The sequence below is a fragment of the Bradyrhizobium sp. McL0616 genome, assembly GCF_049993385.1.
In the GTDB taxonomy this organism is placed as follows: Bacteria; Pseudomonadota; Alphaproteobacteria; order Rhizobiales; family Xanthobacteraceae; genus Bradyrhizobium.
In genome coordinates, this window is record NZ_CP188255.1 from 7509686 (window position 1) to 7526491 (window position 16806).

The following is a 16806-nucleotide window of genomic DNA, read 5'->3' on the forward strand; positions in this document are numbered from 1 at the left end:
GCTCACAGCAGTACTCGATTTCTGTCGACTCCCGACTGCAAAGGGAATGTAGTCCCATCTCATTACCGTCCCATTCAGATACCGCTGAGAGTGTTGCGCTCCCGCATTAGTCACAGGGTGCGTCATGTCCCCACCTGCGTCCCAGGTGTCCGAAGTGAGGAAAAGCCTATGCACTTGCTGATCCAGGAAACGGCGCCCGCAATTTTCTTTGGGCTAGATGCGATGACGTTGTTCCGATGCAGTGAAAAGTCACTCAGCGCTTGATCGAGAAGCGAACGCGGCCGCCTGAGTAGCGCCCTGCGGGGTGATCAGGTCGCGTGAGTGCGGTGCAGCCTACCGTCCAGATTATCGCCCGCCAAGGTTGCAGCCGGCGACGAATGGCTCGTCTAGGAACGTTGGGCTTGTTCCCCAGCGGAAGAGAGGACATCATGGTCCGTGACCTTTTTCTCCTGCTCGCCGTTTCAATTCGTATCGAGCAATATCTAGAGTATCTTCGGAAATTCGCACACAAGATCCCGGCACCCGCGAGGTGAAGCATCACTCGCCTTGACTGCCGCTCCGGATTTGCAGCCCACGTCTGAGCTCAGTCCGTATGTGAGGACAGAGCGCTGATACGTCTGTCGTCGATGGGCTGGCCGGTATCGCTTTTGCGCACTCTCGTGAGCCTAGCACGTCTGCACAGGGTTAGCGGAGTATGGCTGTCAGGGACAGAGGATGCGTCGCGGCCGCCTAGCAAAGGGCCGCGACGAGCAGGACGTTGGTTGCGCCGTGGCTTTTACTTCCCGCCGGATCCGCCAGCTCCCCCGGCCCCACCGCCCGCTTGGCGGCCCATATTGTTGGTGTTGGACCGCCACCCGTTGGCTCCCGTCCCATGCTGTCTCCAGCTTGGTTCTTCATACTCGAAGCGCCGGTCGTCCGGCGGCCGATGGGCCGACTTCACCTTGCCCGGAGGAGCCCGGCGCGGGCTGGTTGGATTGCGCATATGCGCCCGTTGTTGCGAGCGCGAAACTGCAGGCGGAGGCCAAAGAAGTTTTCTTCAAGAACGTCGTCTCCCTTTGGTTTCTAAGTTTCGACAACGACATAAAGGATCGCGGCGTTCCTATTGACATCGCGACGCGGCCGATTGTGACGAGTGCATGCGCGGGTGACCGGGAAAGAGCGTCATCTTTGTGTGGGGCTCGGGAAACCCTGCACCCAGCCGGACGTTCCTAAAGATGGGCAGGCGAGCGACTGTAGAACGAAGGACGTCCCAGATACGGAGCGCTAACTGACGGGAATTGAGCTAATATAGCGATTCTGGAGGACGCCCCATGGACACCGAAAAGCAACCGCCTCAAGGTCAGGCCAAAAACTCTTCCGAGCAGAAGCCGATCATCGACCAGATGACCGACCTTGCTGCCAACGCGGCCGGAGTGCTGGCCGAGACCGCCGTGAAAACGGTGGCGGACAAAGCAAAAAAGGCGGCGGCTAGACGCATCCCCAAGTCAGTCAAGAAGGTGGCGACAACCATCGCCGACGCTGCCGTGAAGAAAAAAGCAGTCAAAAAAGCCACCAAAAAGAAATCTGCCAAGAAGTCCGCAAAGAAGACTGCGCCCAGGAAATCAAAGAAGGTCGCTAAAAAGAAGGTCGCTAAGAAGACCTCGAAAACATCAGCAAAAAAGAAGACCGCGAAATCGCGGCGCTGATCACGAGCGGCATCCGCAACCAAGCGCTGATCGTCAGAGTGTGTGCCCGCGCACCGACGACAGATGCTTCAGACGGGTGTCTGAGACATTTCCTCGGCTTCTTTTTTTGCCAGCACTCTAAGCATTTCGATGCCGATCTCGCCTTCCTGCGCGGCGACTTGAGGAAGTCGAGCTTGCCCACAGACTGTTCGACGGCTACGATGACTGCAAGCGCGTGGTTGGCTGTCGGGACTTCGGTCGTTAAAACCGCGACATTGCTGCGTTTCAGAAACCGATGTTGTAGGTCATCTCTGCTTCCGAGTTTCGAGACGGTCATGACGTCCACCTGCTGAAAGGGCGGCTCCAGCCTCCGGTACCTGCTGCCAGCGCCGCACTTCGACGCGAATTGAATGTTGCAACGTATCATTTGTTAGCGCGCGAGCGCGCCGAAGGCAGAGGATGGCGTCGGTGCGCTGGACAAGCCGCGCGCTCGCGGCCCCAGCGTCCCCGGCCTCCTTTTTCCGAAAAGCCCCCGGAGACGATTGGGGTCGTCGCACGCTGCGTCACGGATAGAGCAGTGCAAGGATGATCAATGCCGGTGTAGTCATGCCCACCGACATAATTAGCACGATGAACATTCGCTCGTTCGCGGCGGCCCTCACGGGACGAGAATAGACCTGGGGCGGGCGGGGCGCCTTGGGTATACAAGTGAACAGATGGACAGACGGTGGCGGGACATGCTCGCTTCCGTGCCCTGGGCACTCTCGGCGCGCTCGCGGCCCCGTCGTCCCGCTGTTGCTCTCACGGAGACGCTTGGGGCCGCCGCGCGCTGATCATGTACGTGCTGCGTAAACGGCGCTACAAACGCGAGGTCGTCGGCGGTGGGGATAGTCCGATGCGCGACCTGCTTAGTCCACGTGAGAAGCAATTATTGAAGCGCTTGGCTGCTGGGAAGACTGACGCGCAGATCGCGGAGCGGCTCGGCGGCACGGCCAAGCAAGTGTAAGGGTAGAGAGCCCGGTTGCTTGCGCGCCTGCAGATCAATTCGCCCGACGAGATCGCCGATGCAGCAGAGCGCTGGGCGAGCTGGCCGGGCTATCGAGGCATCACGTAGAATCTCGCCCGCGAAACCAAGCGCACGTCTCTTGTGGGAACGGTCGGCGCACACCAGGCGATTCATTGGGCTAAGATCAAGGATCATCTGCGCCGCTGCCACTGGTCCAGGGTTAACGCATGGTTAAGCCGGATCTGTGAGGTTGCAATGGGGGTGACCTAAAACACGAGGTCCACCATGTTGAGGCTGAAGGAAGCTACCCCGGTATCTCGCGATTTGAACATCGGCCAGATCGACACCGCCGAGTTGCTGCTGCACCGCGTATACGCCTTTGGAGCACCCGAGGGGCATGCCCGCGGCATGTCAGTGGGGCAAGACGCTGCGGGGTGGGAACGGGCAGAAATGGCTGTCCTACAGGCGGAGATTGACACCCAGCGCCAAATTATCAAGCTGCTCCGCAACGAAGTGTCAGACCTGAAGAAGGAACGGGACGCTTGGCGCAGTCGGGCTACCAGGCTGTGTCGATCCGTTTCGACTGACCTCACGGCCACCCCGCGCCCCGGATCCTTTTCCGACCTCAACCGCAGACGACAGATCGCTTTACGTCGGGGAGATCGCACCCTTCGTTCAGGACTGCAAATTTGCCTCAGGCATATTCACTCTGCTTTATGATTACTTCGACAAGAAGCCGCGATCATTGCCCGAAATATTTCGACAACCAATAACCCGTCAGAACCTAGCTGACCTTCGACCGCTCCCGACCGCCAAAGTACCGCAACCCCGGCGGAAACCATCTGTTCCGAAACTGTCGCGGGCACAGAAGCGCGCGAAAGCGCAGAAAGACGCCCACGCGGGGAAGAAAACGCAGTAGCGGCAGTAATTTGCTTCGGGCCACCCACCATCACAAATCCTCGTTGATTGAGCCCGCTTAACGGTTGCGACAAACCTTGGCGGGCAGCGACGCGTCGTGCTGAGCAAGCGCCGCCCTGATGAGCGCAACGGTTTTTTCGCTAGCGTCGCCCTGGATGACTACGGTGCTTCCAGCGTGAACCGGCGGGCCTTACGTTGTTGGACAGCGGCGCTTCAGGTGCCAGCAGGCAAGGGCAGCCCGGACTTTGGTCAGGCATGCCGTTTGCAAGGATGACCTCTTGGCGGATCGGACCGGCCCGGTGTTTCTCGATAAAAAGACACCGGGCCTTTTATTTGCGCGCACTGCACAAAAATTCGGCGAGCCAACCAAGCTGTTTGTTGGTTCTGTTTGTGCGGGTCCTTGGGGCGACACCTCATTCGCGAGCCTCGCGCCATCCATCCGCGAGCCCCCGCTTGCTTAGGCGGGCGGGGGCTTTGCTTTAGCAGCATCGGCTCAGGCAGCCCTATGCCCCTTTTCACCTACAAGCTCATCAACGCGCATTTCGTCTCTGGCTTCGGGGCGCATGATTTGCCCAGCGAAACGGAGGCCCAAATAGAGGCTATCAAGCTCGCTCGTTCGTTACGCGAGACCCGACCAGAATTAGTGGGCAAGGGCTATTCAATCTCTGTGATCGATGATGATGGTGTCGCCGTTTGTGTCATCCCACTTGACGCCGCTCTGTGATGGCCGAAAGCCCTGCCAACGAAAAACAGGGACGAAATCATTTTTCAGCGGTGAAGAAGCACGCCGGAAACAAACCCGTTCTAGCCTTCTGTCATCGGACCAGAGGGGATAGGTCATGTTGGATTTCATCAACGCCTTGTATCGGGACTATTGCTTGGCTCGCTTGCAGGAAGTGCGGAAACTCGGTCTAGAGCACTAAGTCATGACGAACTCGAAGCGGTACCCGATCACGACCGCCGCTTTGACGAATGTCACGGTCGCCGTCGCTATTTGATCTGTCGCCGGCCAGCCAAAAACAGCCCATCCCAGGAAGGCCGCGCCCCGTTTGGTGGAGCGGCGCAGAAGCGCTTTTTTTCCTTTCGCTCAACATCCCGGAACAAAGCCATGCAGGAAGATAAAGGCATTCAACTCCAGGATCTCGACCAAGTCTTGTATCATGCCCAACTTCGCCGTTCGGCCGATTTGGGCATCTGGTTGAGGCAGTATCTTGAGGATCGACGTCAGGCCCGCCTACACAGCAAAGAAATGCAGTCGAAGGCAATCACAACTCTCCACCGAACCGTCGCCTAGCTCGACAAGCCAAAGACGCTAGAGCTCTAGCTGCGCCCGATCGTTTGAGCGCTGAGAATGAAAAACCCGCCGGCGTTAACCAGCGTGACCTCTTCATGGGTGGCTATGAAGCCCCCAGAACGCAATCAGCAGAAGGGCTACTGCTCCAAGCCCCCGCAACACAAGAATTGCATCCAGCATGACGAATCAAGCCCCGCCCGTGGCGTAAGGATACACCCGGGCGCAATCCTGTCATCAAGGGACGCGCGCTGCCGGCTCGGCTCGGAAGCCATTCGTCGGCTAATCGATATTGGGCTGAAGGCCGCCCAGCTCATGGCCCAACTTTTCCGCAACGGTTGATGGCCTGGACTTGCAGTCGTGATTCTGGCTGGTTGGCGGTCTGACGCGCGAATGAGAACAAGTTGTCATGAGCAACACCATAGTTCGGCTGCATTGCCAACCCGGTCCCAACCTCGGTTCAGGGACTTCTTGAGTATTGCTGACCGCTACGGCGGCGCCGGCAACCACCAGAACAGCGGCTGCCAGCGTGAGCATTCCAGAGGCTGTCCACTCGGATTTCATGGCGCGTCCTCCAGCTGACGTGGGGACATTAAGCTCGGTTCATGCCCGTCAGTTGTGAACTACTTCATGCCGCCCTACTCAATACTCATCACACCCGCGTGCGGAAGGCCCGCCAGCGCGAACCTGCTCCCTATAGAAGAGGCCGCGAACTGAGGGGCGCGCTTGACGGTCGCAATCACTTCTCCTGGCAGCGCTGCGTCGTGCCTAACCACGGCGGCCCTGATCAGCGCGACAGTCTTCTCGCTGGCGTCGCCCTGGATAACAACGGTAAGTCACGTCTCGGGCAGCGCCATCAAGCCACAATGGCCCGTCGCTGTGTTCGCTATTGCTCTGAATTTGCTTCCGCTGTCGGGGGTACAACGGATATGACTGAACCCGCTGCTGGCTCGACCCGGTCGAGAATGACCCAAAGCTGACGAAACTAATAGCTAGAAGAGTGCTGGCACTCCTCGGGCGAACTGCCGTCACGACGAACAAGCGAGATCTGTACGAGAATGATAGCGCACGCGGTAGCGACCGCCGAAAAAATATGTTTGCCGAAACCCTCGTGCCAAAAATCGTACATGGACGGACTGAGACAGACAAACACGAGACGCGAGACATTAAAGGCGAACTGAACCAGCATCGCTGTCAGGCCAAGATACAAATCACTCTTCAACCAATACGGCCGATGCAACATCGTGAGCGTTACCCAACATAGAGAGGCCAGCGAGAGATTGTGAAACGAAGCGCAAGCCGAAGTAATTTCAACGTTATGCTCGCTTGAAGAATGAACGACAGTCCCGCTCCACGAAGCTCCTGGCACAAGGTGACTGACTAACCAGCCGACCACCCCGGCGTCGATTTGCAAGAGGAAGAATGCGATCTTCGAAAAAACGAGAGGGGCCCAATGCATCTGCACCATAACCGCGCCGGCAACGATTCCGGCAGCCTTCGTGCTCAGGTCGTCGCCGTTTCTGACCAGCAAATGCAATGCAAACAGAGTAATTGAGATACCTGGAAAGCCCACGCAGGTGACCAACACCGCCAGTGCACAACCAAACAGATCTGTTAGCGAAACGCTTCCGGGGTGCCCTTTTGAAAGGAGATATAGCGACGCGGCAACACCAAGGAACTCGAAAGCTCCAAGCGCAGCGCGACCGCCTAAATCAACCCTCTCGTCCAGCGTCGAAAACGTATGGAAAAAGAAAACCGCGAAGGCAGCCAATATCGTCGTCGCTAAGATAAATTTGGTCGTTCTCACGGCTTACCTTACAGGGCGCGACACATTTGCACACGCTCCAGCAGAAGCGGGTATAAATTGGGTTATCGGGCTTTTTTCGGTCAGACAACGGTTACTGCGTCCAGATACCATTGAATGGAACCCAGTTAAAACATTTGACGCCCTGTTTTTTCAGCGGCATATTAATTATCAGATAGTTAATTGGTTTGGAGAATTAAAAATGAAAATTTTACTGGGTGTCCTGCCCGCCTTGATCGTAGCGTCCGCGCTGACGGTTGTCGCAAAGCCTTCTTTGGCGTGCGAACCCGGAGTTACCGGAAAATGCGGTGATGCACCCGGCCAGAACAAGGGAGCGCCCGCACCCCTGCTTGGAGCGGGGATACCCGGTCTAGCTATCGGGATCGGTTACGGTGCCTACTTGATTGCTCGCCGCCGCCGTAGTGTACCCTGACTTAATCGTACGTCGGTTAAGAACCAAGGCCGCCTCAAACTTGTGGCGGCCCTTTTCTTTTCCATAAGTCCGACCTTGGCCCATCGCGTCATTTAGCTGCGCAGCGGAATTCGGTCGCTATTGGTGCATAGCTGACTCCGGCAAGCCGTCCGCCGGTAGACAAAGCTAACAGCACACGGTGGGCGCCCTCAGGCAAAAGGCGTTGAGTCTTGGAATCGGCCTGGGCCATCAGCGCTAGTAGTGGCGTCCCTCCCCCTCTCCTCCAGCAGCCGCGTTCGCAATTCGAGCACGGCCTCCACTGGCTCAGTGTCGCAGCCAATCAACGAGCGCGGCTCGCTGTCCAACGGACATGCACGAAACTTCGATCGGCCGAGCGCGGCGGCAAGCCGTATCTTAATGTCGCGCAGCTCGTACAGATCGCTGGTGTCGAGGCCTTGCCTGAATATTGCGATTGCCTCGGGCGTGATCTGCGTAGAATGGCGGCGCTTGTTCCGCTTCAGGCGCGCCGGCATCAGCGCAGATCTCCGAACTGCTCGACGGCCCATGGTACAGAATCTGTGCCGTTTGGATGTTCTGCTTCAAACTCAGCCATGAACTCAGCACCGAACCGCCGCCAAGCGGCCTGAGCCACATCTCGCGGTGGCTGGCCGTTGTCGTCCAGCTCGACGATACCCCACAGGTCACCGGTAAGGGGCCAGCCCATGCTGAACGTCCACTCCCAATCGTCGAGCCCGTCCGCCGTACGACGCTTATTGTTACGCTTCCGTACCGGCATCAGCGGCGGCTTCCATAGTCGGCAGTGCGAGGCATACGCGGCGCTTCGGGGCCGTCAACTCCGTCAAGCGCAAGCTCTCGGATTAGGCGGGCGAAAGAAATCCGAGCGTTTTGCAGGATACCGACTTCCGGACGCTCCTTCGGTTGGCCGAAGCGATCCATAAACGTCTGGCCGTCACGGTCAAGAACCTCCCGCGCGGTCTGTGCCTGGTCCCAGCTCTCTGCCGCCAAGGTCAGCAATCGAACGTGGTGCCCATCGAGTTCGTAATCGCCGACAACCGTATCGAACCATCGTCGCGTCGGAGTGCGCAGATGTTTGGGTGCCGTTGGAGCACCGGTTAGTTTGGCCATTCAGGCCCTCCAAATATTTTCTTGACCGGGGCGCCCGCCACGCGCATTGAGGTTGGGCGCCGGTAGCCAAGGCGCGTAAGCCCACGCTTTTGACCTACCCGGTGGGGGTCACCGCCCGCACGATACCCGCCCGCGCCTAGCCGGTTAGCCTAAGCCAGAATCCAAGCGACCTTGTCGCCAGGATTGACGAACAGATCTGCACGCCCGTTGGCGGGGTCCATGTATCGACGCGGCCCGTTGGTGGCGTCTGGGCTAGGTCCAATCGCAAAGAAAATCGGAGCGGACGCGCTGATCGAAAGCAGGGTCACGGCATTATTCGGGTTTGCGCTCGATGTACCCGCCGACGCCATGCTCTGTGTCATGGCGAGCGCGAATGGCAACGTCGATTCGCCGTAGCCGACGTTGGTGGCGCCGAATTCAAGATGAACGCCTGTTAGGGCCATTGGTTCTATTCCCTCGATGTTTAGATTTAGGATGTTGGTTGGAAGAGCGTGCCTTATCGGCGATGCTCGTTAAATCGACTTCGAACGGCGACGGCGACAGCAATTGCCTTCTGCTTCTCTGCAGCCCCATCATCGCCCGCCAATGCACTACGGCTTGCAGGCCTTGCAACTGGCTCTGACTTGGCAGTCCTCACACTAGCCTCTGCAGCACGGAGTCGCTCGCACGGTTAGCCGGCTTGGCAGCGGCGGCAGGCTTCTTCTTGGCAGCCGCCTTCACGTGCCTCGCAACCGTGGTTAGCAGCGCGTCCGCCGTTGCACGAAGCTCGCGCCCGGTCTTCATTTTCAATCCTTTCGTCGTCAAAATTCGCCTCCCTGAGGTGGTGAAATATTTTCCCATTGAGGAATCTTACCGGCGCCGCAATGGCCGCGCTCGACGGCATCCATGATCGTCTGCGCGAGAATCGTGCCCGGCTCTCCCAAACTGCCGAACCGTTCGAGTTCAATGGTCGAAACGCTTGATAGCCGACGCCGTCCTGGCGCATCGCGTCCAGGAATTTGCTATGCGACTGAATCGCATCTCCGAACGCGCGAGTCGCGTCTACAACCGCCTCGGCGTGCGCCTAGTATTCGGCTTTGCGCAATTCAGCAACCTTCAGCGAATATTTCCGGCGCTCGCGCTTGAGTTCAACAGATCAACTTAATAGCCTCTGAAACGTTTTCAGCTTCAGCGCTCAACTCCCTCAGGCGCTGCTCGCCGGGCCAGCTCGGCGGCGGTGGCAAGGGAGCCAGCTCTTCGGCCGGTTGGGGACTTAGCAACGAACCAACCAAAGCAACTGCACCCGAGTGCCTGTGTTTCGGCTGCGGTTTCGGCTTGGGCAGTTGCGCTGTCCAGCTTGCCTGCGATCGGCGCTCCTCCTCGGCTAGCGGTCTGCTTTCGGCAATGACTGCATCGTAGCGCGCGTGAAGATTCTGATTGGTATCGAGGAGGTCGGCGTATCGTGGCGAAATTTCCCTGATCCGATCGATCTGTGTTTTTGGTTCTTTGAGTCTAGCCAATGAATGCTCCTTTGCGCCGCGATGGCGCTGTGGTTGTTGGGTGGTAGCTGTTAATCGATGACCCGCACATCAGCTGCGCGGGGCCTTCCATCCTTGTCGAGGACAGAGAACGACAGCGAAAGTCCCACGCGCGGATACGCGACTCCGGCGCTGTAGAGGTCGTTGTAGTGAACGAACGCATCGTCGCCGCCGTCGTCGCGCATAACGAAAGCCAATCCTGCGTTGTGATCGACTCTGGAAATTCGACCAGTTGTCATTTCATTCCCTTCAGCAAATCGTCGAGATCTCCCGCCGACCTGCCCGCAAGCTCCGAGGCGATTGCGAACAAGGCCGCCCCACTAATGACTATGGTGCGGTCGACCGTCTCTTCCGAAGGAAGGTCGCCGAAGACGGCTGTCTTGGCACCATCTGCTGTCAGCGTCGTCAGCAGCGCATAAACTTCGGAGTCGGTGTGGATTTCTAGGCCGCTGCAGATTGGTGGCAGCGAATCCGGTCGTGCCAAGGCGTGCGCGAGCGCACCCTCCAACGTCGTTGAAGCAGGGCCGAGCAAGCCACCAAATCTGATGACGGTGCTAGGCGCCGCAGCGAGACCTTCGTCGATAACCCCCGCCAGCAACATGCGGGCGGCCTCTATCGTGGACACCTCGGCATAGGCGGCCCCGAACTGGTATGTACCAGGACGGCCTCGGCCAGGCGCTGCACCAAACTGGTCAATCGTGTTGATCGCACACCAAGTCGGCGCAAGCATTCGCACCGCGTTAGCTTTGCGCATTTTGTTTCCTTGAAATTTTAAAATCGGTGAGAAAACTAAGCCGCCTGCAGCGGCATCACGGCACTCGGGCCGGAAAAGGTCGCCGGCCGAAACCGGCGCTAGGGGAGCACGTCACGTCGGGGCAGAAATCTGCCTATAAAGACAAAAGAGCTTGGGGGGCTTGGGAGCGTACATGCCCGAGGGCGACGCGGCCTGAGCTGGGAGTGGCCGTTTGCTGAACGTTCACCTATCTGCCTTCGTTCTTGTTCATTTTTGGGTACTGGCCTGCTTCCGACCTCAGTGGCCTACTTTGGTTTTCGTAGTGGCCTGTTTTGGTTCTCTTGATAGAAAGTCGTGTTCCGCCAGACGAACAGTCGCACAGGCTGCTTGATGCAGATCAAAGGATGTTCCGGTCTTTAAGGGCCCCATCAAGGCATGACGCGGGCCACCTTGTTCTTCTGCCTCTCGCTCGGTTGGCTGGTGCTGGTAGCCGGCACAATCGGGTTCGTGCTCGGGCGAATGTGGTAGGCAGCATGCAGCTTTGCCACTGGCCGGGCGTTACATTCCCTGAGTAGAGTGAGGTGATGGAACATGACCTTTGGTTTCGCATCACCGTTGTCAGTGCTGGTATTTTGACCGTTGTTTTGGTCGTCCTGTTGTTCATAAAGTAACCGTCATATAGGCAACTGTCGCGCCCAAATGCTCTTTTAATTTCGGAAATCCAATATTGCGGGTAAGCGCCTGCGATAGTGTGCCCTTACGGCGCCCCGTCTCTGATTTAGGGATAACCTTTTTCAATTCATTCAAAACGCCCGGCGCTAGCCATGAGCGTGCCGAAGTACTGCGGACGCTTCACGGATTCGGCGCTGTACTCCAACCCGCGCAGCCGGAAAAGTTGAACATAGTACTCTCAGGAAACGTTTTCACCCACGGCTGCAACTCCTTCGCGACAAACGCTTCAAGGATTCGAGCAAGAGAGTTGCGTGTGCGGTCATACTGAAAGCCCGTCGCTTCATCGACCAAGGCGATGATGCCGACGCGCGCAAACCCGCGCCATCCAACATGCAACAGCGGAGTACGCGCTGTACCGGCGGCAGATCGCCAAGGCGAAAGAGAAGCTCGGCTTACCTAAATAGGGGGCCTCCTTAATTCTTTGTTCACTTCTGCACTGACCGGGCAAGGGTTGCTTGCTAGAGAAGGGTCATTGCCAGTTTTTCCTTAGTCGTGTTTTGAGTCCCCAGCCCGGCAGTTCGACTGCCGGGCTTTTGCTTTGTGGCCTGTTTTGAATCTGCGAGTGGCCTATTTTCGGCCAGTACCCGGCCGCTGTCACTGGCCTGTTCCGACCTCGGTGCCCAGTTTGGAATCGTTAGTGGCCTATTTTGAGTTTCGGGCGCATAAATCGCCCCATGCCGGAACCGTCTTTCCAACCGCGGCCAACACCACCCATTGCCCGGCTTGTGCGCAGGTTTTGCGCCTGATGAGTTCCATGCTGGACGTCAAGTCCGACCGGACGGTTCGCCTTTATCAGTGCGACAAGTGCGGCGAACGGATCTGGGAAGATTGAAGCCGCTTCAGTTGAGACTCCTTTGATCTAGCTCAAACGGGTATCCGCATCCGCGCGGCCAACCCTCGGCCCATGCCGGCCCCGAAAAACAGAGCGAGGACAAGAAAGCCACGTCGCGCTTGGAGGGGGTGCGACGGATCATTGAGGAGTATGCGGCTGACCTACGCGAGATCATCCGTAACCTGCGGCGCAAACTCAATTGAGGCCACTTCAGGGACGGAACTCACCCGCTTCTTGAGGAGTTTTAATTCCATTCCGGAGCAGGGAAAATCTAGCCCGGGGAAGTCAGATGGAGCGCCGTATCCAAGACCCTCAAGTCGAGACCTACACATTCCAAGCGCGCGTTTGCCTTGGAATTGCAATCGTCGGCTTCGTGATTTTACTCGTCGGGCTTAGCGCCCTCCAGTAAGGTGGCGGCCCTACGCCGCCACCCTCTCCTCTTCGCCCAGCGCCGCGTTCAGTGCAGCCACCGCCGCGCGGACCTCTTTGCCGGCCATCCGCGCATATTGGCCGGCAAAACCCAGACGCTCGCCTATTTCGGAAAGAGTGTTGTCGCCCGCCGCCATATCAAGGATGACGCACGCCTTGCGGCCCAACCTGCCCCGCAGCCGCTCTAGATCCATTGACCGCGCCAACTCGACCTGCACGTCGGCATCTCTGCGTCGAAGTGCTCGATGTCGGCCTTTTCGCTCTTGCGTTTGCGTACCTCGCCGAACTCGGCATCGGGACTAACCCATGCATGCCCATTCCAAACCTTGACCAGTTTGTTTTCGACCCACCGCGTCCGATTGTTTTTGAAGGCCCAGATCAGCTGCTTGGCGGACACGTCAACCATTTCTCGATCCATGTTGGGGGCGACAGGCTGCTCGCCCTGCTCGGTATCTTCCTCACCCGGCTCATTATCGTTCGCAGCCATGCGGAGCGGTTCATTCAGGCTGCGCCAGAGCCTGAGACCGAAGAATGTGACTTCGTCCTTCTCACGCTTGGCCCACGTGACGCAGGGCGGCTGAGCATGATGCGTTGCGTGGGTGGCCGGTGCGGTGGCCAGCCATGCGCGGCGGGCGGCACGTCCTTCTGGCGTGTCAGGGAAGTCTGCAGCTTGGACTGGGCCGTTGTCGTTAGCGTGTGCGGGCATCAGCCCTCCTTGACGTGGTGTGCTGCATTGTCGGGCCGCTTGGGCGGCTCTTAAAAATAATCCGGAATATCGCGGAATTTAGCGTGCGAGGCCCAAACCGGTCTGGGCCATGTAGATTGGGAGGTTGTGACCTACCCCGCCATGTCCGCCACCGTCACCGGTCCAAATGAGTCGCCGGCAATCATGAACGTGGAGCCGTGCAGGTCAGAGCTATCCTCGACGTCCGAGACACCGCAGGCATCGCAGAGTCTCCCGAAGTGCTTTTGCCCTTCTTCTTGCAGGGCCGAACTACTGGCCTCCAGCATAATCGCTACACGCCCGCCACTTGTATCCAACTCTAGCCACTTGTCGCCGCCGCGCTGCTCTATCGCAGAGGCAAGCACCGTGAGTGGCTTATTGCGTGGTGCATCAACCACGATGGCGGCGCGCCCAATCCTGCGGGCATGCTCGGCCATCTTGGCCGCGTAGGAACCGCTGTCTTGCTTCCGTCCCATGTTGGGCGCCCCCTCCTCAATGCCTTCGGCCACCCTCGCCTTTGGCTTCACGCTGCGGTCTGCTTCGTCGTACTTCTCGGCGGCCAACCACTTCTCAAGCGGCATCCGTCGCTGGCCTGGCTTCGCGCTGGCAGCCCATGCAGCAGCCTCCGCCGCCCATTCCGTTTGGTGTCTGCATTTGAGGTTAGATCCGACGCATTGTCCAAGCGGGACGACTGCCGCTATTGGCCCGTCTCGGACCTCCGCACTGCTCCGACCGATGTATGCTCCTGAGAGATCAGCTGACGGGCCGCGAGCTGGCCACCACTTCGCGTTCTGACCCGAAGCCAATATCCCTAGCTTTCCAAAACCGTCGCTGTCGGCCATATTTGAAGTTCGTCGGCGCATAGAAGATACGCGCACTTTGGCGTCCTTTCGCGCCTAAGAGTCTCGACGCTAACGAAGTTCATACTGATCGGTAGCATTTCTGCAATTTCATATTGGAGGACAATCATGAAACGCCGAGATTTTCTGAAGCTAGCCGCAGGTACCACTTCCGCAAGTCTCCTTCTGGAGAGCGTTCGGACTGACGGTTATCGTTTGGTCGGTGCAGCACTCGCTGGCAGCAACGGCGATGAACAGAAAGCAACGCTTGAGCAGAAATTTGCCGAATTTGCGATTTCTATCAGATATGAAGCTCTCCCCGCCGACGTCGTCGCCTCGGCCAAGCGGGTTCTTCTCGATACTCTCGGCTGCGCTTTTGGATCGGTAGGGTCCGAGCCCGCAAATATCGCCGAGGCAACCATTCGAAAGACTTTCGGGGACGGTAATACTGCAACAGTGATCGGCTATCCGCGACCCGCGACCGTGGAAGGCGCGCTGTTCGTCAATGGCGTTCTCGTCCGTTCCCTCGACCTGAACGACACATACATCGGCACCGACCCGCTTCATCCAAGCGAGGTGCTGCCGACGGCGCTTGCGCTCTGCGAAGAGAGTGGACGAAGCGGCCGTGATCTTGTCGAGGCGATAGTTGCTGGCTACGAGGCGAGTATGCGTGTCAATGACGCCATTTCCTTCATTGAGCGAGGTTTCCATCCGTTGTGCGCGGCCTCCTACGGCATTCCCGTAATTGCGGGCAAGATCTGGGGACTTCCCAAGGAAGCCATCGCAAACGCGGTTGGAATATCGGGCGCTCGTGGGTTCACAAGTTTTGTCGTCAATAGTGGAGCGATAAGCATGATGAAAGCCATGGGACTTGCCGCCACGGCGGCTGACGGCGTTTTCGCAACACGGCTTGCCGCGCAAGGCTTCACCGGCCCGTCCGGCACGCTGGAGTGGCTGGCGTCGAAGATGAAGCCCGCCAAGGAGGGCTTTGCCGTTGACCTTGAGCTCGCGCGATACCGGCTGCCTAGGGTGGCATTCAAACGCTTCCCCATTCAAATCGAGTTGCAAGCCGTGGCAGAGGCTGGCGCATCGCTCTCTGCGAAGATCAAGGACCGCGCACAGGATATACGGGCGATCACGGTTGAGACCTATCCCGGAATAATCGAGCGCGTTGCGGATCCCGCGAAATTCCGGCCACAAACAAAGGGTACCGCCGATCACAGTCTCCCCGTCTGTCTTGCCTTGGCTCTTCTCGACGGCGATGTGACGGTAGCTCAATTCGAGAAGGATCGCTGGCGAGCCCAGGACGTAATGGCGCTGGTGGGAAAGACGTCGGTGAAGCCCGGAGAGGCACTCATCGCCAAACTCCCCAAGGGACGCGGCGCAAACCTAGAGATTGTGTTCGCGGACGGTCAGTCTTTGCGCGAGACCGTGGAGGTTCCCGAAGGTGGCGCAGAACGACCGCTCTCAAGGTCGTCGCTCGAACGCAAATTCATGAACTTCGCCGTCCCCGTCGTTAGCAAGGCCGGCGCTGAACGCATCATATCACTCGTCAACAATCTCGAAGAGCTGAAGGATGTCCGAGAATTGACCGGAGCCCTCAAGGGCGCTGGAAAACCAAATCCGACGTGAACCTGCCCAGTTCTGGTCGTGCCCATGTCGGCTGTTGGCCCGTCGGGGACCTGCGCATCGTGTTGGCCGACGTCTGCTTCCGAGAGAAAAGCTGACCGGCCGCGAGATAGCCACCCTTCGCGTTTTGACCCAACGGAGACATTGGCTGCGCCAGAGCATAAAATGCTAAATATGCCAAAGAAGGATAGCTGACATGCGCTCTGGACTGCCCAGTCAGACGGCTCGGGGCGCGGCGGCCTATCGCGCTGTCCATCAGATGTTGGAAGGCGGAGCAATCTTCAAAGACCCGTTCGCATCGAGAATTCTGGACGAGCGGACAGCGGCCTCCCTGAATGAAATGGCGGCCGATGAATCGCTTCTGCCATGGCGTTTGTTCATCGCCGCGCGCAGCCGGTTTTCCGAGGATACGATGGCAAATTGCGTTGCGGCCGGCATGCGCCAGATCGTGGTGCTGGGTGCGGGCCTTGACACGTTCTCGTTGCGAAATCCGTTTGCCGATCTCGGGGTCCGCGTATTCGAAGTCGATTACGCTGCGACACAAGTGTGGAAGCGCGAGCGGATAAAGGCCGCAGATCTCATCGAGCCGCAGTCGCTTATCTTTGCGCCCATTGACTTCGAGCAGGAAAGCCTCTCGGAGGGCCTAACGAGAGCGGGGTTTAGACTGGACCGGCCTGCGTTCTTCCAATGGCTTGGCGTTGTGCCGTATCTGACAAAAGAAGGGGTCTCTTCCACTCTAAAGTTCGTCTCCAAGGTACCGCAAGCCGTCGTCGTTTTCGATTACGCCGAGCCATTCCAAAATTATCCTGTTGAACGCCGCGCTAACGTCATAGCTACCGCAGAACGAGCCGCGGGCGGTGGTGAGCCCTGGGTCAGTCTTTTCGACCCTGCCGAGTTGCTCGAACTGTTGCGCGGCGAGGGTTTCAAAACCGTTGAAGATCTGGGTCTTCCTGAAATAGCGGAGCGCCTCTATGGGGACCTGAGACGGGACATTGCGATTGGACCCGGTCCGCACATCGTTCGGGCATATCAATAAGGCGCGCCGCAGCGCTGCTTTAGTGCATGAGTCCGTTTGTGGCAGGGTGAACCGAAAGGTACTTGAGCCAGCGACGACTTCCGATTGTGGGCCC

22 protein-coding genes are annotated in these 16806 nt (G+C 58.3%); 9 read left to right on the plus strand and 13 right to left on the minus strand.

What is annotated here, in order from left to right; translation table 11 throughout:
• Nucleotides 1-1310 precede the first annotated feature (1310 nt).
• From ACPPVR_RS36145 to ACPPVR_RS36165, 5 genes are all read left to right on the plus strand, one after another.
• The gene (locus ACPPVR_RS36145; protein WP_426611265.1) at nucleotides 1311-1685 is read left to right on the plus strand and encodes a hypothetical protein; all 375 of its coding nucleotides are present in this window, start codon (nucleotides 1311-1313) and stop codon (nucleotides 1683-1685) included.
• 814 nt (nucleotides 1686-2499) lie between these two features.
• Nucleotides 2500-2670: a LuxR C-terminal-related transcriptional regulator gene (locus ACPPVR_RS36150; protein ID WP_426611266.1), complete on the plus strand. Its 171-nt coding sequence runs from the start codon at nucleotides 2500-2502 to the stop codon at nucleotides 2668-2670.
• A gap of 285 nt (nucleotides 2671-2955) precedes the next feature.
• Nucleotides 2956-3390 (plus strand): hypothetical protein, encoded by a 435-nt coding sequence (locus ACPPVR_RS36155; protein ID WP_426611267.1) that lies wholly within the window; start codon nucleotides 2956-2958, stop codon nucleotides 3388-3390.
• 476 nt (nucleotides 3391-3866) lie between these two features.
• Nucleotides 3867-4049 (plus strand): hypothetical protein, encoded by a 183-nt coding sequence (locus ACPPVR_RS36160; RefSeq protein ID WP_426611268.1) that lies wholly within the window; start codon nucleotides 3867-3869, stop codon nucleotides 4047-4049.
• A gap of 44 nt (nucleotides 4050-4093) precedes the next feature.
• On the plus strand, nucleotides 4094-4312 hold the full coding sequence (locus ACPPVR_RS36165) for a DUF6894 family protein (RefSeq protein WP_426611269.1): 219 nt from the start codon (nucleotides 4094-4096) through the stop codon (nucleotides 4310-4312).
• 1552 nt (nucleotides 4313-5864) lie between these two features.
• On the opposite strand, the gene ACPPVR_RS36170 is transcribed toward ACPPVR_RS36165, so the two are convergent.
• Nucleotides 5865-6686, minus strand: a complete 822-nt coding sequence (locus ACPPVR_RS36170) for a hypothetical protein (protein WP_426611270.1) — start codon at nucleotides 6684-6686, stop codon at nucleotides 5865-5867.
• On the opposite strand from ACPPVR_RS36170, the gene ACPPVR_RS36175 reads away from it, so the two are divergent.
• On the plus strand, nucleotides 6673-7116 hold the full coding sequence (locus tag ACPPVR_RS36175) for a hypothetical protein (RefSeq protein WP_426611271.1): 444 nt from the start codon (nucleotides 6673-6675) through the stop codon (nucleotides 7114-7116). The two genes, ACPPVR_RS36170 and ACPPVR_RS36175, sit on opposite strands and share 14 nt — an antisense overlap.
• Nucleotides 7117-7304: 188 nt before the next feature.
• Here the strand turns inward: ACPPVR_RS36175 and ACPPVR_RS36180 are convergent, their stop codons facing one another.
• The 9 genes from ACPPVR_RS36180 to ACPPVR_RS36220 all read right to left on the minus strand — a co-directional run bounded on the left by ACPPVR_RS36180 (nucleotide 7305) and on the right by ACPPVR_RS36220 (nucleotide 11368).
• Entirely contained in the window at nucleotides 7305-7628 is a 324-nt protein-coding gene (locus ACPPVR_RS36180) for a hypothetical protein (protein WP_426611272.1), read from the minus strand.
• Complete coding sequence (locus ACPPVR_RS36185; protein WP_426611273.1) at nucleotides 7628-7891, minus strand: hypothetical protein; 264 nt, start codon at nucleotides 7889-7891, stop codon at nucleotides 7628-7630. Before ACPPVR_RS36185 ends, ACPPVR_RS36180 begins: the two co-directional genes overlap by 1 nt.
• Nucleotides 7891-8241 (minus strand): P27 family phage terminase small subunit, encoded by a 351-nt coding sequence (locus ACPPVR_RS36190; RefSeq protein WP_426611274.1) that lies wholly within the window; start codon nucleotides 8239-8241, stop codon nucleotides 7891-7893. The genes ACPPVR_RS36185 and ACPPVR_RS36190 overlap by 1 nt, the downstream gene beginning before the upstream one ends.
• Before the next feature lie 149 nt (nucleotides 8242-8390).
• Nucleotides 8391-8684: a hypothetical protein gene (locus tag ACPPVR_RS36195; RefSeq protein ID WP_426611275.1), complete on the minus strand. Its 294-nt coding sequence runs from the start codon at nucleotides 8682-8684 to the stop codon at nucleotides 8391-8393.
• 190 nt (nucleotides 8685-8874) lie between these two features.
• Nucleotides 8875-9081 (minus strand): hypothetical protein, encoded by a 207-nt coding sequence (locus ACPPVR_RS36200; RefSeq protein ID WP_426611276.1) that lies wholly within the window; start codon nucleotides 9079-9081, stop codon nucleotides 8875-8877.
• A gap of 287 nt (nucleotides 9082-9368) precedes the next feature.
• Nucleotides 9369-9740, minus strand: coding sequence for a hypothetical protein (locus ACPPVR_RS36205; RefSeq protein WP_426611277.1), 372 nt, complete (start codon nucleotides 9738-9740; stop codon nucleotides 9369-9371).
• A 50-nt stretch (nucleotides 9741-9790) separates the two neighbouring features.
• The gene (locus tag ACPPVR_RS36210; protein ID WP_426611278.1) at nucleotides 9791-9943 is read right to left on the minus strand and encodes a cold-shock protein; all 153 of its coding nucleotides are present in this window, start codon (nucleotides 9941-9943) and stop codon (nucleotides 9791-9793) included.
• Between the two features lie 50 nt (nucleotides 9944-9993).
• Nucleotides 9994-10512, minus strand: coding sequence for a hypothetical protein (locus ACPPVR_RS36215; protein ID WP_426611279.1), 519 nt, complete (start codon nucleotides 10510-10512; stop codon nucleotides 9994-9996).
• A gap of 778 nt (nucleotides 10513-11290) precedes the next feature.
• Nucleotides 11291-11368: a hypothetical protein gene (locus tag ACPPVR_RS36220; protein ID WP_426616254.1), complete on the minus strand. Its 78-nt coding sequence runs from the start codon at nucleotides 11366-11368 to the stop codon at nucleotides 11291-11293.
• Between the two features lie 492 nt (nucleotides 11369-11860).
• On the opposite strand from ACPPVR_RS36220, the gene ACPPVR_RS36225 reads away from it, so the two are divergent.
• Nucleotides 11861-12055: a hypothetical protein gene (locus ACPPVR_RS36225; protein WP_426611280.1), complete on the plus strand. Its 195-nt coding sequence runs from the start codon at nucleotides 11861-11863 to the stop codon at nucleotides 12053-12055.
• Between the two features lie 419 nt (nucleotides 12056-12474).
• Here the strand turns inward: ACPPVR_RS36225 and ACPPVR_RS36230 are convergent, their stop codons facing one another.
• The 3 genes from ACPPVR_RS36230 to ACPPVR_RS36240 form a co-directional block, all read right to left on the minus strand.
• Entirely contained in the window at nucleotides 12475-12678 is a 204-nt protein-coding gene (locus ACPPVR_RS36230) for a hypothetical protein (RefSeq protein WP_426611281.1), read from the minus strand.
• Complete coding sequence (locus ACPPVR_RS36235) at nucleotides 12669-13190, minus strand: hypothetical protein (RefSeq protein ID WP_426611282.1); 522 nt, start codon at nucleotides 13188-13190, stop codon at nucleotides 12669-12671. Before ACPPVR_RS36235 ends, ACPPVR_RS36230 begins: the two co-directional genes overlap by 10 nt.
• 131 nt (nucleotides 13191-13321) lie before the next feature.
• On the minus strand, nucleotides 13322-13771 hold the full coding sequence (locus ACPPVR_RS36240) for a hypothetical protein (RefSeq protein WP_426611283.1): 450 nt from the start codon (nucleotides 13769-13771) through the stop codon (nucleotides 13322-13324).
• A gap of 405 nt (nucleotides 13772-14176) precedes the next feature.
• Between ACPPVR_RS36240 and ACPPVR_RS36245 the strand changes: the two genes are divergently transcribed.
• A complete protein-coding gene (locus tag ACPPVR_RS36245; protein ID WP_426611284.1) occupies nucleotides 14177-15679 on the plus strand; it encodes an MmgE/PrpD family protein in 1503 nt (500 codons plus the stop codon).
• A 193-nt stretch (nucleotides 15680-15872) separates the two neighbouring features.
• Nucleotides 15873-16712, plus strand: a complete 840-nt coding sequence (locus ACPPVR_RS36250) for a class I SAM-dependent methyltransferase (RefSeq protein WP_426611285.1) — start codon at nucleotides 15873-15875, stop codon at nucleotides 16710-16712.
• The last annotated feature ends 94 nt before the right edge of the window (nucleotides 16713-16806 follow it).